This window comes from Portibacter marinus (assembly GCF_021533195.1).
GTDB classification, from domain to species: domain Bacteria; phylum Bacteroidota; class Bacteroidia; order Chitinophagales; family Saprospiraceae; genus Portibacter; species Portibacter marinus.
In genome coordinates this window covers 311102-329418 of record NZ_JAJNKB010000004.1, presented here as the reverse complement: position 1 = coordinate 329418, position 18317 = coordinate 311102, and the positions used below count along the sequence as shown (strand labels likewise).

Sequence of the window (18317 nt, the reverse complement as noted above, 5' to 3'; positions counted from 1 at the left end):
TCCGAGGTTATTTTATTTCAATATATTTCTTGAAAATTTTATGGAGTTGAGTACGATCTACTCTGTGGTTGCCATCATACTCTTCAAAGGTTATGTCTAGCTCATTTTTCTTGATAACCTCTATGATTTTATCGTGCGTGTCTTCCTTAAAGAATTGATCTTTTGCCCCATATGTATATATGGTGGTCATTTCATTTAGCTTGGTTTTAGAAACTTTCAGGTCAATGTCTTCTGGAATCCAGCAAGAATAAGGAATAAGCATATCTGCGGATATTTTGCGGGCATGAAGCCACCTGTACATAGTGGTGCCTCCTTGCGAAAAGCCTAATAATACTTTACGAGTACCATTAGGCAATTGATTGGAGTAGACATGGTAAAGTTTAGAGAGATAGTAGGAAAAATCTGTAATTTCATGAAGTCTGTCTCTTTTGGTCATCCAAGATGCAACGACTTCTCCGGAAAACCCATTGGCATAAAACCTGTTTAAGGCCTCTGGAGCAACTACAAAGTGAGTTTCAGGATCAAAATCTGAAAACTTGTAAAGCATTTGTTCGCAAGTCATTTTGGAGCCGTGAAGTACAAACCAGAAATAGGTTGTTTTCTCACTTAGGTTACCCCAGGTTGCATATCTGGCTGATTTTTTGGTAGAAAAGATTTTATGGATCACTGATAGAAGATGTTATATGCTATTATACGAAACTTTGTGATACTTTACGATACTGCATTTTTTGATTATCTACAGGTTTTTATAGATTGAAATGACTATTAAGTATCATTGATTATTGACGGCCCCTTGGATTTGGAACCAATTTTTGGGCAGGAGAAGTGAAGTACGACAGTACTTTAGAGGAATGGACCGCGAAAGCGTCTGCGGCTGATTTGGGGTAGGGTATGAATACTACCAAAAGCATAGAAATGAGAGCCATGCTTTATAATTTTGTTTTGTGATTCCCTTCCAAAGTATGGAGTCCGTTGACTATTATATATGTAAAAAGCGATGTCCAAATTCATGGACATCGCTTTTTTGCTGTGAGAGAAGGATTCGAACCTCCACGAGGCGCTTAGCTACGGTACAACTTTCGGTGGTCAATCCCATTTCAGAATAAACTGAAAACTATACCAAGTTTATGGCTTGTTCCTCACCCCCGAGACAGGAGGGCATGTCTGCCTGTTTCATCACCTCACAGTATTAATGATTGATCGCTTTCGATATGACAAATATACAATCAAATTAACAATACATGCAAGTAATTTCAATAAAAGAGATTAAAATATACAAATACTTCAATAAATAAGATGATTTGATGATAAATTTATAAAAGTGATTTATGAAATAAAGGAGGTTTTGAAAGATTTCTAATCACATTCAGCCATCAAAACCTGGCTTTTGTCTCAATTTCTTTACTTCAGATCTATTTCTTTTCGCTTTTAACCTGGCTTTCTTTACAGATTTTGGGATATTGGTCTTTTTTCTTTTCTTCTTTTTCTGAAATGCCTTATTGATTAAATTTCTCCACTTAGCAACGACCTTTTCTTTATTTTTTAATTGTGATCTGGTAGATTCATCAGAGATGGTTAATACCCCTTCCTTATTGATGTAATTTCCTATTTTATCAACGAGTTGGGCCTTCTGATCGGTTGTGACTTGAGCAGAAGCTTTTATATCCCACCTAAGGGTAACTTTAGTTTCTACTTTATTGACATGCTGACCTCCAGCACCACTAGATCGAGATGTCTTAAATCTAAGTTCATCCTGACAGGATTCTATTATATAATTCGCTTCTTTTTCCATTCTGAAAAGATGAATGAAATTTAAAATAAAATAGTTTCATCAACTAAAAAGGCCACCATATGGTGGCCTTCTAAAATCTTTATTCCTGTTGAATTACTTAACCATCAGGTTAACTGGAACTGCTACATTGTCCCATGCTAACATCATAGTTCCACTTTCATCTCTCAATTGATCAAAAAAGATTAAGAAAGTTTCTACAGAAACATCACCTAGATTCATAGGCATAACTGAAACGGTCAATTTGGGTTTCGCTTCATTGTATGCATTAGGTGAGCCTTCACCATATTCGAAAAAGTGCACATCCCACTTAGATGTACCCGGTGTTGTGAATAAAGCGTAGGTACCTGCAGGCAATTCTTTGCCTTCTACTTTAATGTCTTTGTTAATAGTCAATTTCGTTACTGCGTTAGCTCCTGTTCTCCATCTCTTATCATATGGTACTAACTCTCCAAATACCTTCCGATCCTTTACTCCAGGTCTTGAGTATTCAACTGTAAAGTCAGTAGTTCCTACTTTTTGTTCTACTTTTGAAAAAGGAGAAGGAGCAGCTTTTTCATCTTGTGCATTTAGGGTCAAAGAGAATGCAAAAAAAGCGAATGCAAGCACCGCGGTTAATAATTTTTTCATACTTTAAATTTGATTTTGTTAGCCCGCTAAATTACTTCTTTTTGCTTGATGTGAATGATGTCCAGAGACATAGCTGAAATTTTAAGATATTTTTAACATAACTATCTTGTTTACTTGCTATTTTGAAGTAAAATAAGATAGATGAAAAGTATAGCTCCATTCCTACTGATTCTCATTGTTTTTTCCTGTTATCCAACGAAAAGCAAAAAATTTGAAGCAGAAGATATAGAACAAACGATGAGAGATTATAGGCAAGCATGGATGGATGGTGATTCATCCAGAGTTCTGGGAATGATAAGTGATGACATCATCTTGTTCATGCCTGACAGGGAAGGTAAGCCGATTCAAGGAAAGGAAGCTGTAAGAGAATTTTGGTTTCCCAAGACCGACTTATCTTATCCGATACTGAATTACGAAGCTTTAGAGACCGAAATTGGTGGAGGTGATCAGCATGCATATTATCAGGGGATCTCAAGACTAACATGGTGTACTGTAGAAAATGGTGTGGGAAGAGATACCATGACTTCGATATCTGATTTTACAACATTGTTGAAAATGGATGGAGATCAGTGGAAAATTAGTAGGTTGATGTATGTGTCAAAAAACACAGGGTATTTGAGGTAGGTCCTTGAACATCGCTATTTGTTTTGGCTGGGAACGAATGGTGCGTAGCAACGATGCCGGAGGCATTGTAGAGAGAGAACCACGCGCAAACCGCGTGGCTGCGGCGGGCTCTCACAGCCACTTAAAGTTTAAAATGAGAAGAATAAAAAAAGCGATGCCCATGAAAATGAACATCGCTTTTTGTTTTGGCTGGGAACGAATGGTGCGTAGCAACGATGCCGGAGGCATTGTAGAGAGAGAACCACGCGCAAACCGCGTGGCTGCGGCGGGCTCTCACAGCCACTTAAAGTTTAAAATGAGAAGAATAAAAAAAGCGATGCCCATGAAAATGAACATCGCTTTTTGTTTTGGCTGGGAACGAATGGTGCGTAGCAACGATGCCGGAGGCATTGTAGAGAGAGAACCACGCGCAAACCGCGTGGCTGCGGCTGGCTCTCACAGCCACTTAAAGTTTAAAATGAGAAGAATAAAAAAAGCGATGCCCATGAAAATGAACATCGCTTTTTGTTTTGGCTGTGAGAGAAGGATTCGAACCTCCACGGAGCACTTAGCTAAGCTTTAAAGTTTAGTAGAACTAAACTTTAAAACCAGTTTATTGTGGGATCTCCACCCCCGAGACAGGAGGGCATGTCTGCCTGTTTCATCACCTCACAGTATTTCATTGGATCAAATTGTATGTTTAAGGGTGGAGATCCCGCCACCCACCCGAGCGGTTATGCGCTCGGTTCCTTCACTAAAATGACCTTCGTCATTTTTCTTCCCTGTGGTCAGAACGTTCAGTCTTACCCCCGAGACATCCAAGACTGATCTTCGACGTCAGGAGAAGTAAAGTGCGACAACGCTTTAAGGGAATGGGCCGCGAAAGCGGCTGCGTCTGTTCTGCCTGTTTCATCACCTCACAGTATTTCATTGGATCAAATTGTATGTTTAAGGGTGGAGATCCCGCCACCCACCCGAGCGGTTCTGCGCTTGGTTCCTTCACTAAAATGACCTTCGTCATTTTTCTTCCCTGTGGTCAGAACTTTCAGTCTTACCCCCGAGACATCCAAGACTGATCTTCGACATCAGGAGAAGTAAAGTGCGACAGCGCTTTAAAGGAATGGACCGCGAAAGCGGCTGCGTCTGTTCTGCCTGTTTCATCACCTCACAGTATTTCATTGGATCAAATTGCATGTTTAAGGGTGAAGATCCCGCCACCCCTCATCGCTTTCGATATATCAAATGTACAACAAATGCTACCTATTGCACAAATGTTTTTAATAAAAAGATTAAATAAATACTAATAATGTAAAAAGTATAGCAAAGTATTGCAATTATTGTAATACAAACGGAAATTTTTCCCAACTGTTTGTTATTTTTTAAATGCTTTTCATTCACTTTCAACGTGAACATCAAACATCATTCATTATATTCACTTCAAAACATTCAATCACTGAGAAAAAAAGTCTTTTATATCGTCTTATTTGCAGCGATTTTATCTATGGCTATTGCTGCCAACTTTATGCTACCAAACCAAGGTATTGATTCACAGTCGGATAGCATACAAGATTTGCAACAAAACAAATATTCCATCCCCCAGGATTCTTTAAGAATAAAAGGTTTGAGTTTTGTTGCTCCTCCCAGACCATTTAGCAGTGATCCCATGCCTTATATCAAGTCAATTAATGCAGAATGGATTGCGGTTATACCTTATGGATTTATACCCGGGGATGATCATAAAGTGTATCATGGAAGTGACCGACAATGGTGGGGAGAAAGGGAAGAGGGTGTTAAAGAAACCATAGCATTGGCACAGAATAGCAACCTTAAGGTGATGCTCAAGCCACAAATATGGATGCATGGTTCCTGGATAGGCGACTTCGATTTGGAGCAGGAGCATAAATGGGACGAATGGGAATCTACTTACTCTGAATATGTTTTGCAATATGCAAGAATTGCAGAAGAAACGGGTGTAAGTATGTTATGCATTGGCACAGAATTCAAGAAAGCTATGCAGTCCAATACGGACTATTGGTACGATCTAATTGAACAAGTAAGAGCTGTTTATAGTGGCCCTCTGACCTATTCTAGCAATTGGGATGAATACAAGGATGTGCCGATTTGGGATAAATTAGATTATATAGGAATAAGTGCCTACTTTCCATTGACAGAAAAAAAGCACCCTACTCACAAGGAATTGCAGAAAGAATGGCAACCTATCGTGAAAGATCTTCGAAATTTCAGTAAAAAACAGGGGAAGCGAATCATTTTTACAGAGTTTGGATACTTGAGTGTGGACGGTTGTGCAGGTAAAACTTGGATATTAGAGAAAGAGCGTGAGCAACACGATATGAATCAGCAGGCACAGGCAGATGCCTATCAATGCCTATTTAAAACTTTCTGGAATGAAGATTGGTGGGCCGGGGGATTTTTCTGGAAGTGGTATCCCGAAATGAGACCTAATCGAGAGAATTTCTACCAAAAGGATTACTCACCGCAAGGTAAATTAGCAGAAAAAACCATTACAGAATGGTACGGAAAAAGTTAAAAAGTGCAAGTTTTTAAAACCAACAAGAATTTACAGGCCAGTTTACTTAAGTATAAGATCAAAGGAAAAACCATAGGTTTTGTTCCTACCTTGGGTGCACTACACGAAGGACACGCCTCTTTAGTCGAGAGATCCAAAAGGTTATCAGATATAACCGTTTGTTCTATTTTTGTAAACCCTGCTCAATTTAATGATCCAAAAGATCTGATAAAATATCCCAGAACACTTAAAGAGGACAAAAATCTATTAGAAGAACTTAAAACAGACATTCTTTTCATTCCATCTAAAGATGAAATTTACCCTGCAGACTTGCAACTGGAAATCGACGTAGATTTCGGTTCACTATTTACAGTGATGGAAGGTGAGCATCGTCCCGGACATTTTGATGGTGTGGTCAAAGTGGTCAAAAGACTCCTCGATATCGTATGTCCCGATCATCTATATATGGGTCAGAAAGACTTTCAACAATTCTCATTGATTCAACATATGATTGATGAATTAGAGATCCCGACTCAGTTAATTGTTTGCAAGATCAAAAGAGAGCCAAACGGATTGGCGATGAGCTCCCGGAATGAGCGATTAACGAAAGAAAACAGGGAAAAGGCAGCCATCATTTATAAAACATTGAAAGCTGTAAAGCGAAAGGCTAAAGACAAAGATTTCGAGCAATTAAAGGAATATGCTATGGATAAGTTGTCTATTGAAAACTTTAAGCCGGAGTATTTCGAAATAGTAGATGGCAGGACTTTGCAAAGTGTAAATGACTATGAGGACTCTGATTACATAGTTGCCTGTGCAGCAGTATGGGCGGGTGACATAAGGCTTATCGATAATATTATTTTGAAAAAAGAACAGTAATCCAATGCAATGGTGAGCGATTGGATGACTTAGTGTCAATGTGCATTGAACTTTTCATTGCCAAATTTTATTCATTAAATTGATTCTAATTTTATAATTTTGCGCGCATTATGCTATTGACCATACACAAATCTAAAATTCACAGGGCCAGAATAACGGAGGCTAACCTCAATTATGTGGGTAGTATCACTATTGATGAGTCATTGATGGAAGCAGCGAACCTTGTCGAAGGTGAAAAGGTGCAAATAGTAAACAACAATAATGGCGAGCGTCTGGAGACCTATGTCATCAAAGGTGAGCGGGGTTCAGGAGTCTTGTGCTTAAATGGTGCAGCAGCGAGGAAAGCGGAGGTCGGAGATATAGTGATAATTATATCATACGCCTTGATGACGCCGGAAGAAGCTAAAAACTACAGCCCAATTACCGTATTCCCCGATGAGAACAATTCCGTAAACTAAAAAAGCTTTGGGCGATAAGTTCAAGAATCTTGTCAAGTTCTTCTTCTTTTTCGCCGCTGGTGGAATTATACTGTACCTACTATATCGTAGCCAGGCTCAGGCATTCGCAGAACAATGTGCGCTTGATGGCGTGCCCGAAAAAGAATGCAATTACCTGAGTAAAATTTTTAGCGACTTCAGGAGTGTTAAACTCGGTTGGGTCCTTTTAGTAGTGGTCATGTATATGGCATCAAACGTAAGCCGTGCCGCTAGGTGGATGATGATGTTTCGACCACTGGGATATTCAATAAAATTCATTAATGCAGTCTCCACACTGATGATTGGCTACTTTGCCAATCTCGGATTGCCACGATTAGGAGAAGTGCTAAGGCCTGTTGCGCTATCCAGGTATGAGAAAATAGGAGTGGAGAAAGTCGTGGGAACCATCGTAGCGGAAAGAGCTTTAGATGTATTGATGCTCTTATTATTTATCGGCTTAGCTCTTATACTGGAATATGACACACTCTGGAGCTTCATCCAGGAAAATCAGGTCATCATGGATAAGGTGATGCCCATTTTAAGCAGTCCTTATTTTTACGTTCTAATGATAGGATCCCTCGTTGCCGCAATATACTTTCTTCGATCTGGTTGGTTTAGAAAAAGTAAGTTTGGAGTGAAGATTTACAATCTGGTGAATGGATTTTTAGAAGGCATCAAGTCCATTTTTAATTTGCGACATCCACTAGCATTCATTGGACACACCATATTTATCTGGATCATGTATTTCATGATGACGAGGGTTTGTTTTTACGCTTTTGAACCTACGTCGGCATTGAGCTTGACTGCGGGTTTGATGGTATTTGTTTTTGGTACATTGGGCATTGTTTTTCCTTCTCCGGGGGGAATGGGTAGTTACCATGCTTTATTGATGGCAGGCCTTGCAATTTATGGGGTCGGGCAAGCCGATGGTTTTTCATTTGCCAATATTATTTTCTTCACGATCCAGCTTTTCTGTAATGTATTCTTTGGGCTGCTTGCCTATGTATTGCTACCTTTGGTTAATAAGAATTATGAAGGAGCATTATCTACAGAAAGTTAAAGATCATTTTAGGGAGGCAGAGCCTGTTTTAGGTCAATGGAAGACTGAAAAGGCAAAGATTGTTTTTACCAATGGTTGTTTCGATATTTTACACTCAGGACATGTGCAATACCTCCAGGAAGCCCGGGAATTGGGTGACTCTCTAGTGATCGGAGTGAATGATGATGCATCGGTACAGATGTTGAAGGGTAGCCACAGACCAATTCTGCCATTACGTGAAAGAATGATTATGTTAGCGGCTTTACAGATGGTGGACCTGGTGATTCCATTTGAAGAAGAAACGCCTGAAACACTGATCAGGCAAGTGAAACCTGATATTCTGGTAAAGGGCGGTGATTATCAGTTGGAAAACATCGTAGGTGCCGAATTTGTGCTCAAAAATGGCGGTGACGTTAGGGTATTGAGTTTTAGAGATGGAATATCTACTTCACAAATTATTGACAGGATTATCAATCGATTCAAATGACAAAAATTAAAGAGATTACTGATTTTCTGGAAGAAATTGCTCCCTTGCATTACCAGGAAAGTTATGACAATGCCGGTCTGATCTTTGGAGATCAGAACGCAGAAGTGACTGGGGTTTTAATCAGTTTGGATTTAACGGAAGAGGTACTGGAGGAAGCCATCGAAATTAATTGTAATCTCGTCATCAGTCACCATCCCATTATTTTTCGTGGAATTAAAAAGTTCACTGGATACTATGTGGATAGGGTGGTCGCCAAAGCCATTAAGAATGATATTGCCATCTATGCGATCCATACCAATCTGGATAATGTTCTGGATAATGGGGTCAATGGGAAGATTGCTGAGAAAATAGGACTGGAGGATTTGGAGGTTTTGAATGCCAATTTGAATTTGAGTGATGATGGTCGAGTAGGTTCCGGTGTTTTGGGACGTTTAGCAAAGCCATTGGCCTACCATAGCTTTATGGATCATCTGAAAAAATCCATGGAGTTACAAGTGATCAAACATACTGAACTCCTGGACGGCGAAGTAAAACGCGTGGCAATTTGTGGAGGTTCCGGATCGTTCTTATTAAATGCAGCGATCGGTGCGGATGCAGACGTTTTTATCACCGCTGACTTTAAGTATCATGAATATTTTGATGCAGATAGAAAAATCGTGATCATGGATATTGGGCACTATGAAAGTGAGCGCTTCACAATCAATCTTTTGCATGACCTACTTAATGAAAAATTTCGTAAATTTGCACCCCGTTGCACAAAAGTGAACACGAATCCGGTTAAATTTTATTAAAAATAAGAAATGGCAAGTACTAAAGAACAAACGGTTGCAGATAAATTGCAAGACCTATATAAATTGCAAACCATCGACTCCAAGGTGGATGAAATCGGAATATTAAAGGGCGCTCTACCTATGGAAGTTGGTGACCTTGAAGACGATATTGCTGGTTTAGAGAAAAGGATTTCGAGAAATGAGGAGGCGATAGAAGAGTATGAGAATGAAATTTCCAGGCATAATGGAAATATCAAGGATAGTGAGGCATTGATCGAGAAATACGAGAAGCAGTTAGAGGATGTAAAAAACAATAGGGAGTACGATGCATTAAACAAAGAAATTGAGCTTCAGCGACTTGAGATTTTACTTTCTCAAAAGAAGATCAAGGAAATTGCGGTTAAGTTGGAGGCTAAGCAGGAAACGGTGGATGCATCTAAGCTTAGATTAGAAGGTAAGAACAAGGATTTAGAAGCCAAAAAAGTGGAGCTTGAGAAAATCATAGCTAAGACGGAGAAGGAAGAAGCGAAACTTCAAAAAGAGGCCGAAAAAATCAGAAAAAATATTGAGCCAAGATTACTAAAATCTTACGATAAAATAAGAGATACCTATAAGAATGGTATTGCGGTTGCAGTTGTAGCGAGAGAGGCTTGTGGTGGTTGTTTCAACAGAATTCCACCTCAGGTGATCATCGAAATTGGAAATGCCAAGAAAATCATAGCTTGCGAGCATTGTGGTAGGGTCCTGGTAGGTCCGGAGTTAGTAGGAGTGGAAGTGGAGTAAAGTACTTATAATCTAGGCTCTCGAATAGCGATTGCAGTAAATGAATACAAAACTTTTATAGAAAAATAGACTATTTATTTGTATGTAACAGCGTAAAATCATCTATCTTTAGTAAGATAAATGGTTTTTTTCTCGATTGCACTTTTTCGTGCCGCTTCCAGAATTTCTACTACGATAAGATTATTCTCGATACTTGACAAATCGTATGGTTGCATTTCTAGATCACCCCTAATAAGATAAGCGAAGTAAGAAAATGGGTTATCATAGGGTGTCTGTAGATCTGATAAAGTCATTTTTTCCTCCGTGAACCCATCATAACCTTCAGCCATTCTAATTCGAAGGTCCCTCTTATTATCAACATAAAGTGCTCCCGTTAATCCATAAATCTCCATATCCTTCCTGCCCATAGGCCAGTTCCATGAAGGTTGAAGAACTGCGTTGCTGTTTTCATACTCTAAAATAATGATGCATTCGTCGTCTACCTTTGGGTTGTTTCCGGGTTGTAATTGCTGCGTTATAGCGGTGACAGATATAGGGCGTTTTCCTTTTTGAAGCCAAGTCGCAAGGTTTGCCCCGTAGCAACCAAAGTCAAAGAGTGCTCCACCACCATTCAACACTGGATCTGTCAGCCAATCTAAAAATTCTTTATTCACTCCTATTTTTTTAGGTCCACGATGCCCGTCACTTACAATTATTTTTTGCAAATCTCCTATTGCCTCGGCATCCAATAGTTCTTTGGCTTTATGATTAGTCGGATACCATGTGGTTTCATAATTGGTGATGAGGGGGATATTATACTTTTCCGCTAATTCTGCCATTCGATTCGCGTGCTCATTGCTAACAGCCAGTGGTTTTTCAACCATCACATCAATGCCTCTAGGTGCACTTTTTTCTACGACCTCTAAATGATCAAATATGGTTCCAAATGCTGCAATTGCTTCCACTTCCACATTGGCATACAAATCTTCCAAGCTACCGTAAACAATTTCCCTAGAAAATCCATATTGATCAGCGTATTTCTGAACCAAGATAGAATCTGACTCTACTATTCCTACCAGTGTCACATCATTTTTATTATATCCTAATATCCAGTGTACATGCGTGTGGGATAAACCTGCGATTCCAAGTTTTAAGGGTTGATTTTGAGCCAATGTCCATGAAACGTGTAGCAGAAGTAGTGCTAAAGTATAAGTATATTTCATATCAAAAAATTGGAAAAAAGAAAGTTAGGAAAAGATATTAAGTCAAACGAAGCAAGTTTAACTTATTGGTTGTAGATCCCTTGATCATTTCACGCTCTATGGTTGTAAAATTGCTCTTGTCTGACGACATTTTTATTTCTCCTTCTCTTAGCAAATGTATAAAGTCACATGATTCTCTTAAAGTGGAAAATATATGTGATGAAATGAGAACGGTTTTACCTAGTGCCTTTAATTTTTGTAATATGGATTGGATCACCATATTGCTCTGAATATCCACACCATTAAAGGGTTCGTCCAAGATATAGATGTCATTTTTTTGCAAAAGAATAGCCATAAGTGCCAATTTTTTCTTCATTCCTGTGGAATAATGTTCAGCAAACTCGTTCAATGGTAGATCGAAAATATTTTGATCTTCGAAATCATCTTCCTTGACGCTTCTTGCAAGTGCAAGTAATTTTAAGTATTCCCAGCCAGTAATTCGACTAATGATCTTAGGATTTGTGGGTAGTAGTCCTATATGGTTTTTTAAAATATCATATGGAGAGTAAATAGCTCCTTCTGAGATTTCCAATCCTGAAATACACCTGAATAAAGTGGTCTTTCCTGCACCATTTTCACCAGCGATCCCATAAATATATCCTGGTAAGAACTGAAGTGAAATACCCTTCAATACATCTTTATTCCCGAATGACTTTTTAATATCTTGTATCTCTAGCATACTAAAATTGGTGTTAGTTTGCCTACTGCCTTTTTATAGAACATAAACATTATGAAAACCAGCACAGGTGGAAGAAGAAAAGCTATACCCATTAGTACAGCTTGAGGAATATTGATCTCTTCAGGGTACGAAGCCCATTTAGCTAAAATTAGAAGTGTTAGGATCATCAACCCATAAATCAGTGCTATAAGAAGACCTAGCATACTTTCTGGAAAGAAGATCCCTATTAGTATGATCATGGGAAATATTAAAATCATGGTACACTTATACGCACTCTTTAATTTTAACCATAAAAATTTTCTTGGAGAAAAACGGTATATCCAAACATATATCATTGGCTCTATTCGAAGGTAAAATGTGACACATAGTAAGATTAAGAAAACTGGCATTGCTATTCCCAAGTTGCTGTTGTCCACTTGTATTGCCTTCGCTAAAAGGAAATAACTGATGAGGATTAATACTAACCATCTGCGAAATCCCACAATTGCCTCGAATGGGAGTTTTTTAAATGGAGTAGGTATGCGCGGGGTATTAAAGGAGTGTATCGGAGTGAAAGCAAGAGTTATAGCAGTCATAAGCAGAGCAACCATCCACATCCAACCAGATTTTATAATTAAAATGATCATGAATGGTACAGCGATCAAAAGGTGCTCTAATAGCCTAATTATTATCAGCTGACGCTTGGTAAAGATTGATTTCAATAAATCTAGAGGAGAACGATTTACAACAAACATTAAGGCAAATATCGAGCATGCAAAATAAATGATTGTTGCAGACTCCATGCGCTCGAAAAGTAAAAATGAAGCTGCCGCGAAAATAAGTAGAGATATAAAGAGTGCAAGCAATGAGGGCATTCCTAGTTCACTGCAAAAACGTTCAAACCTTTTGAATTGCAATTTTAGGTAATATATATTAACTGATCTTAATTTATTCTCCATGGAGGGTTAAGTCGATTTTTACCTGCATGATAAAGGATTATTTGATTTTGATCGGGATCCTTGAGCCTTGATTCGCGCCACAACCATGACTTATCATTCGGCTTCTCGTCAAAAGCTATACCTTTTCCCTCTAGGTCATGGACACGGTCATCTAAGTTTTCGCATTCGAAATAAACATAAATTCTATCACCATGAGGTAAATTTTCTACTAAATGAACAGAAAATGTCGACGAACCTGTCGGACAGGAAAATCTTGCGTAGTGCGGTAGTGCTGAAACGATAAGTTTCAAGCCCATTTTTTGGTAAAACTTTATCGATTTTTCGACGTCCTTCGAGGGGACAGTAACTTGATTTAGATCCATGAATCAAAAATAATGTAATTATTATTGAAGATTATTTATTTCCAATTAGTTTTGGGTGCATGAAGGAGAAGAAAATACTGTTGACGGGCGCCAATGGACAAATTGGTACAGCTCTTACCAAGGCATTGCGGGAGATTCACGGGACAGAAAATGTGATAGCGACAGATATTACAGAGCCCAAGCATAAAAATGAGCCTTTTGATTTTATTGATATTCTCAATAAAGTAAGACTGAAAGAATATATTGGAGATTATAAAATTACCCAGATATATCATCTGGCAGCGATATTGTCAGCAAGTGGTGAACTTAATCCACAGAAGACTTGGGAGGTCAACATGACGGGGTTTCTTAGTATTTTGGATATCGCAGTCGAACTGAAACTGGATAAGATTTTCTTTCCAAGTACAATCGCAGTATATGGTCCCACCACATTGCGATTGAATACGCCTCAGCATGTTTCTCTGGAGCCGGGGACAGTATACGGCATTAGTAAAGTTGCAGGTGAACTTTGGTGTAACTACTATTTTAAAAAGTACGGTCTTGATTCCAGGTCTGTTCGCTATCCGGGCATTATTGGTTGGCAAAGCATTCCTCAGGGAGGAACAACCGATTATGCTGTAGAGATGTTTCACGCAGCGATCAATGGCGAAAAGTATGAATGTTTCTTAAAAGCAGATACCAAGCTGCCCATGATGTACATGCCGGATGCCATCCGAGCTACTACAGAGTTGATGGAAGCTGAGAAAGATAACATTCGGGTAAGGACGAGTTACAATTTATCTGCGATGTCATTCAGCCCTTCTGAACTCGTAGATGAAATCAGGAAACATTATCCCAGGTTTGAATTGACTTACAAGCCAGATCACCGGCAGGAAATTGCTTCCAGTTGGTCAGAAAGTATCGACGATTCCAGTGCCAGAGCGGATTGGGATTGGGATCCCGAATACGATATCAGTAAGATGACAGAAGATATGATTAACAATCTGACTTAATGGCCATGTGTCGATGCTGCAAAGGATTGTTGTGGTATGTCAAGTGTTTTTAACTTTACAATAAAAAAGAAGCAATGAATAAAATAAATGAAGCTTTACAATCAGAATTGGAAGAAATTCGTGAAGCTGGGCTTTACAAGGAAGAAAGAATCATCACCACTCCTCAGGCAGCGGAGATAGAGACAGATCAAGCTGGAGAGGTGTTGAATTTTTGCGCCAATAACTATTTGGGTCTGAGTTCTCATCCAGATGTTATTAAAGCGGCAAAGGAAGCCATCGACAGCCACGGATTCGGAATGTCTTCTGTACGATTTATTTGTGGCACTCAGGACATTCACAAGGAGCTTGAGCGAAAAATCGCAGACTTTGTGGGATTGGAAGATGCCATTTTATACGCAGCTGCTTTTGATGCCAATGGAGGTCTTTTCGAACCATTATTGGGTAAAGAAGATGCTATTATATCTGATTCACTAAATCATGCTTCCATCATAGATGGAATTAGATTGTGCAAGGCGCAGCGCTTTAGATATGACAGTAATAACATGCAAGATCTGGAGGCGAAGTTGAAAGAGGCTCAAGGTGCCAGAAGAATCATGATTGCTACAGATGGTGTTTTTTCAATGGACGGTGTCATTGCGCAGATTGACAAGATTTGTGATTTAGCGGATAAATACGGTGCATTGGTTATGGTCGATGATTGCCATGCAACCGGGTTTACAGGAAAAACAGGTCGCGGATCACATGAATATTGTGGTGCAATGGGAAGAGTCGATATCATTACGGGAACATTTGGTAAGGCATTAGGAGGAGCATCAGGCGGTTTTACAGCGGCTTCAAAGGAGATCGTTCAAATGTTGAGGCAAAAATCAAGGCCTTACTTATTTAGTAATACACTGGCTCCTTCCATCGTCGGTGCTTCGATTAAAGTTTTGGATGTATTGAGCAGCTCGACAGCGCTTAGAGACAAGTTAGAAACTAATGCCGCGCATTTCAGAGAAGGAATGACAGAAGCAGGCTTTGATATTATTGCAGGTGTTCATCCCATTGTGCCAGTGATGCTATATGATGCTAAGCTATCCCAGGATTTCGCGGCAAGGTTACTGGAAGAGGGAATTTATGTGATTGGATTCTTTTATCCTGTGGTACCGAAAGGAAAGGCGCGTATCCGTGTTCAGATTTCCGCAGGTCACGAAAAAGAAGACATTGATAAGGCGATAAACGCATTTACTAAGGTTGGAAAAGAATTAGGAGTGATATAATTTAAAATGGTGCTCCAGTTAAGCCACAACCCTAGCTTAAGTAAGGAAGTTTCATTCATATGCAAGTGTGATCAATGATTTAGCGTACTATGAATCTCCGTTCTAGCTGCCATAATCGCCGGAATGAGTGCAGCTAATATACCGATGATCATTGCTCCCAATACCAGATAAGCTTCTTCAATAAAGAATCTACTACCTGTAAAACTGTACCGATAGGCCCCCTCCATACCCTTGGCTACGAAAAACATTCCCACGTGAGCAAGAACAAGGCCCAGTAATGTTCCTAGTAAGGCAATCAGTAATCCTTCAAGAATGATCATGCTGAAAAGTCTACCTCTACCTCCTCCTAGAACTCGCATGACCGCCAGTTCGTATTTACGGTCTTTCAAGGAGTTATAAAGGGAGATAAATACACTGAAAGCGGAGACTGCGATGAGAATAAAAGCCAAATATCGTAAAGTTTCAGCGCCTACTCCTACCATGGCATACAATCGATTAATTTCATACACCGGATTGGCTGCGAGCAAATCTGTATTTTCATTGATCGCGCGAGGCATATTAAGAGCAGGAACACTCTTAGCATTTTTAAACTGAATGAGTATAGTGGTTATATCCTTATCCTCATACTTCATCAATTCTTGATTATCTAAAATATTAGATATGGTGTCTGTGGCATGATCGTGTTCATGAACCGCCCAGATTGTATTGGGGCTGGTCAATATGAGTTGATCTATCACCGACCCGCTTGGCTCCAGGATGCCTACCACTTTGAATTGGGTGTGATGTTCATGTTCCATACCCTCATCGTCATTAAAACCATGCGAGCTGTTAAATTCTGAACCGATTTTCAGGTCTGAAGATTCAGCTACAGCCATTCCAATTACTACATCGAATGCCTGTTCCCACAATCTTCCTTCGCTTATCTCTGCTGAATACAGTTCCACAAACTCCGGAGTGGTTCCGATGATTCTATATTTTTGATAACTGTCACCCAGGGATAAAGGAATGCTGGTCTTGAGATAGGGATGTTGGGGGTTTAAAAAGGGCTTGGCTTCGCCAATATTGATATTGCCCGTTGGATTATCGATATGATACATGGAACTCAAGATCATTTGAAGTGGACTACCTTTAGCCCCTACAACCATATTGATGTCCGCCTGATTTCGATCAAATTGTTCCTTCAGTTGAGTATTTACCTGAATTAAAAGAGAGATCAGACCGACGCCTAAGGCAAATAAGAGCACATTCAGCAAAAGGCTCAAGGGTCGGTGAATCAGATTTTTCCAAGTTAGTATCAAATTGTTCATGAAAGCACAATTTGATGGTCAATTAATTCCTTTAGCCTACCGTCATGAGTGACGATCACCAATGCAGCTCCCATTTCCCTGGCTGTATTCTGGAGCAAATGCAAAACCTGTTCACATGACTCATCGTCTAAAGCTGATGTTGGTTCATCAGCGAGTATAAGCTTGGGTTGATTCATGACTGCACGTGCCACTGATGCCCTTTGCAGCTCTCCCTGACTCAATTTTGAAGGTTTAGAATAGGCTCTGTCCTCGATTTCTAAACTTTTCAAAACCATCAATATATCGGATTTACTCATCCTTACACCAGCCAGATTTTGTGTCAAAAGTAAATTTTCCAATATGTTAAGTGAAGAAATAAAGTGAGGTTTTTGAAATACGATACCGATATTCTTACCCCTATATTTGTCTAATTTAGTCCCATCAAGTTTACTGAGGTCTGCATCTCCTATCAGAACACTTCCCTGGTCTGGCTTCAAAACTCCTCCCAGAATATGAAGTAAGGTGGTTTTGCCAACTCCGGACTTACCGATAATCAGACAAGATGCTTTGGGAGGACATTCGATGTCAGGAAAATCGAAACGAGTAGATTCATTGTATGCGAAAGATATATTGCTGGCTTTTATCATTTTTATTCTGTCATAACAACGCTGCTCCGTAAACACCGGCACTATCGCCTAATTTAGGTTTGAGAAATACGGTGTTCAAATAATCATTGAAAACATATTCCTTGACTTTATCCACACCCAAAGTATATAATTCATCGATGTTACCTACACCTCCTCCGATAACAACCACATCAGGATCAAGTATGTTTAAAATATCGGCAATCCCCCGACCAAATCTGTCAAATAAGCGTTCCATGGTCATTTTGGCATGCACATCATCTCCGCTTCTGTACCGCTTTACAATGTCTTTTAAACTTCTCTTCTCTCCAGATAAGGCGGTGTAATATTTCTCCGTAAATGGACCGCTAATCACAGTTTCAGTACATCCAATATTACCACAATAACATTGACCACCTGAGTCGTCCAAGTGCATATGGCCCCACTCTCCTCCAATTCCATGCAATCCATTCAAAATCTTTCCATCGATCACGATACCGCCTCCGACACCGGTGCCCATAATAACACCGAATATGACATTGGCATCCGGAGCATGTTCAAGGACAGCTCCCAGCTTGGCTTCAGCCACCGCAAAACAATTGGCATCGTTGGCCATATTGACTTCTTTATCTAAAAGTTTTGACAAATCCTTTTGAAAGGGTTGGCCATTGATGCAGGTGGTATTAGAATTTTTAAGTAAGCCGGTTTTAGCATCTATCGAACCGGGTGTTCCTATCCCGATTTTATTAAAGGTATAGTCCACTTCCTCCTCAAGATCAGACACCAAACCTGCGATATTATTTTTAATATGTTCGTATCCTTTCTCTTTTTCAGTGGGAACTCTTTTTCTCGCAATGACATCCAGCACATTTCCTTCATTGATGACTACCCCTTCAATCTTGGTGCCTCCAAGATCTATTCCTAGCAAATAAGCCATAATCCAATCTTTAGCTT

20 protein-coding genes are annotated in these 18317 nt (G+C 39.5%); 11 read left to right on the top strand and 9 right to left on the bottom strand.

Annotation, left to right across the window (positions count from 1 at the left end; translation table 11 throughout):
- Nucleotides 1-7: 7 nt before the first annotated feature.
- The 3 genes from L2567_RS12350 to L2567_RS12340 all read right to left on the bottom strand — a co-directional run bounded on the left by L2567_RS12350 (nt 8) and on the right by L2567_RS12340 (nt 2419).
- Entirely contained in the window at nt 8-667 is a 660-nt protein-coding gene (locus L2567_RS12350) for an alpha/beta hydrolase (protein ID WP_235298089.1), read from the bottom strand.
- 699 nt (nt 668-1366) lie between these two features.
- Nucleotides 1367-1792 carry an alternative ribosome rescue aminoacyl-tRNA hydrolase ArfB gene (gene arfB, locus L2567_RS12345; RefSeq protein WP_235298088.1) on the bottom strand — a complete coding sequence of 142 codons (426 nt, stop codon included), beginning with the start codon at nt 1790-1792 and terminating at the stop codon, nt 1367-1369.
- A gap of 93 nt (nt 1793-1885) precedes the next feature.
- Complete coding sequence (locus L2567_RS12340) at nt 1886-2419, bottom strand: DUF2911 domain-containing protein (RefSeq protein WP_235298087.1); 534 nt, start codon at nt 2417-2419, stop codon at nt 1886-1888.
- Between the two features lie 141 nt (nt 2420-2560).
- Between L2567_RS12340 and L2567_RS12335 the strand changes: the two genes are divergently transcribed.
- The 9 genes from L2567_RS12335 (at nt 2561) to L2567_RS12295 (ending at nt 9983) form a co-directional block, all read left to right on the top strand.
- Nucleotides 2561-3043, top strand: a complete 483-nt coding sequence (locus L2567_RS12335; RefSeq protein WP_235298086.1) for a YybH family protein — start codon at nt 2561-2563, stop codon at nt 3041-3043.
- A gap of 133 nt (nt 3044-3176) precedes the next feature.
- Nucleotides 3177-3605 (top strand): hypothetical protein, encoded by a 429-nt coding sequence (locus L2567_RS12330; RefSeq protein ID WP_235298085.1) that lies wholly within the window; start codon nt 3177-3179, stop codon nt 3603-3605.
- 939 nt (nt 3606-4544) lie between these two features.
- Complete coding sequence (locus tag L2567_RS12325) at nt 4545-5570, top strand: glycoside hydrolase family 113 (protein WP_235298084.1); 1026 nt, start codon at nt 4545-4547, stop codon at nt 5568-5570.
- A 3-nt stretch (nt 5571-5573) separates the two neighbouring features.
- Nucleotides 5574-6428, top strand: a complete 855-nt coding sequence (gene panC, locus L2567_RS12320) for a pantoate--beta-alanine ligase (protein WP_235298083.1) — start codon at nt 5574-5576, stop codon at nt 6426-6428.
- A 110-nt stretch (nt 6429-6538) separates the two neighbouring features.
- On the top strand, nt 6539-6886 hold the full coding sequence (gene panD / locus L2567_RS12315) for an aspartate 1-decarboxylase (RefSeq protein ID WP_235298082.1): 348 nt from the start codon (nt 6539-6541) through the stop codon (nt 6884-6886).
- 7 nt (nt 6887-6893) lie between these two features.
- Nucleotides 6894-7964 carry a lysylphosphatidylglycerol synthase transmembrane domain-containing protein gene (locus L2567_RS12310; protein WP_235298081.1) on the top strand — a complete coding sequence of 357 codons (1071 nt, stop codon included), beginning with the start codon at nt 6894-6896 and terminating at the stop codon, nt 7962-7964.
- Entirely contained in the window at nt 7936-8430 is a 495-nt protein-coding gene (gene rfaE2 / locus L2567_RS12305; protein WP_235298080.1) for a D-glycero-beta-D-manno-heptose 1-phosphate adenylyltransferase, read from the top strand. Before L2567_RS12310 ends, rfaE2 begins: the two co-directional genes overlap by 29 nt.
- Nucleotides 8427-9221: a Nif3-like dinuclear metal center hexameric protein gene (locus tag L2567_RS12300; RefSeq protein ID WP_235298079.1), complete on the top strand. Its 795-nt coding sequence runs from the start codon at nt 8427-8429 to the stop codon at nt 9219-9221. The genes rfaE2 and L2567_RS12300 overlap by 4 nt, the downstream gene beginning before the upstream one ends.
- Before the next feature lie 9 nt (nt 9222-9230).
- Nucleotides 9231-9983: a zinc ribbon domain-containing protein gene (locus L2567_RS12295; RefSeq protein WP_235298078.1), complete on the top strand. Its 753-nt coding sequence runs from the start codon at nt 9231-9233 to the stop codon at nt 9981-9983.
- A gap of 98 nt (nt 9984-10081) precedes the next feature.
- Here the strand turns inward: L2567_RS12295 and L2567_RS12290 are convergent, their stop codons facing one another.
- The 3 genes from L2567_RS12290 to L2567_RS12280 form a co-directional block, all read right to left on the bottom strand.
- On the bottom strand, nt 10082-11185 hold the full coding sequence (locus tag L2567_RS12290; protein ID WP_235298077.1) for a Gfo/Idh/MocA family protein: 1104 nt from the start codon (nt 11183-11185) through the stop codon (nt 10082-10084).
- 37 nt (nt 11186-11222) lie between these two features.
- The gene (locus tag L2567_RS12285; RefSeq protein WP_235298076.1) at nt 11223-11903 is read right to left on the bottom strand and encodes an ATP-binding cassette domain-containing protein; all 681 of its coding nucleotides are present in this window, start codon (nt 11901-11903) and stop codon (nt 11223-11225) included.
- 922 nt (nt 11904-12825) lie between these two features.
- Nucleotides 12826-13203 carry a VOC family protein gene (locus tag L2567_RS12280; RefSeq protein ID WP_235298075.1) on the bottom strand — a complete coding sequence of 126 codons (378 nt, stop codon included), beginning with the start codon at nt 13201-13203 and terminating at the stop codon, nt 12826-12828.
- Between the two features lie 59 nt (nt 13204-13262).
- On the opposite strand from L2567_RS12280, the gene L2567_RS12275 reads away from it, so the two are divergent.
- Together L2567_RS12275 and kbl are read left to right on the top strand one after the other, a co-directional pair.
- Nucleotides 13263-14195 (top strand): NAD-dependent epimerase/dehydratase family protein, encoded by a 933-nt coding sequence (locus L2567_RS12275; protein WP_235298074.1) that lies wholly within the window; start codon nt 13263-13265, stop codon nt 14193-14195.
- Nucleotides 14196-14269: 74 nt separating this feature from the next.
- Entirely contained in the window at nt 14270-15454 is a 1185-nt protein-coding gene (gene kbl, locus L2567_RS12270) for a glycine C-acetyltransferase (protein WP_235298073.1), read from the top strand.
- 71 nt (nt 15455-15525) lie between these two features.
- Here kbl and L2567_RS12265 read toward each other — a convergent pair whose 3' ends face one another.
- Genes L2567_RS12265 through L2567_RS12255 form a run of 3 tightly spaced genes read right to left on the bottom strand, consistent with a single transcriptional unit; the run spans nt 15526 to nt 18300 of the window.
- Nucleotides 15526-16761 (bottom strand): ABC transporter permease, encoded by a 1236-nt coding sequence (locus L2567_RS12265; protein WP_235298072.1) that lies wholly within the window; start codon nt 16759-16761, stop codon nt 15526-15528.
- A complete protein-coding gene (locus L2567_RS12260; RefSeq protein ID WP_235298071.1) occupies nt 16758-17387 on the bottom strand; it encodes an ABC transporter ATP-binding protein in 630 nt (209 codons plus the stop codon). The genes L2567_RS12265 and L2567_RS12260 overlap by 4 nt, the downstream gene beginning before the upstream one ends.
- 10 nt (nt 17388-17397) lie before the next feature.
- Nucleotides 17398-18300, bottom strand: coding sequence for an ROK family protein (locus tag L2567_RS12255; protein ID WP_235298070.1), 903 nt, complete (start codon nt 18298-18300; stop codon nt 17398-17400).
- Nucleotides 18301-18317 lie beyond the last annotated feature (17 nt).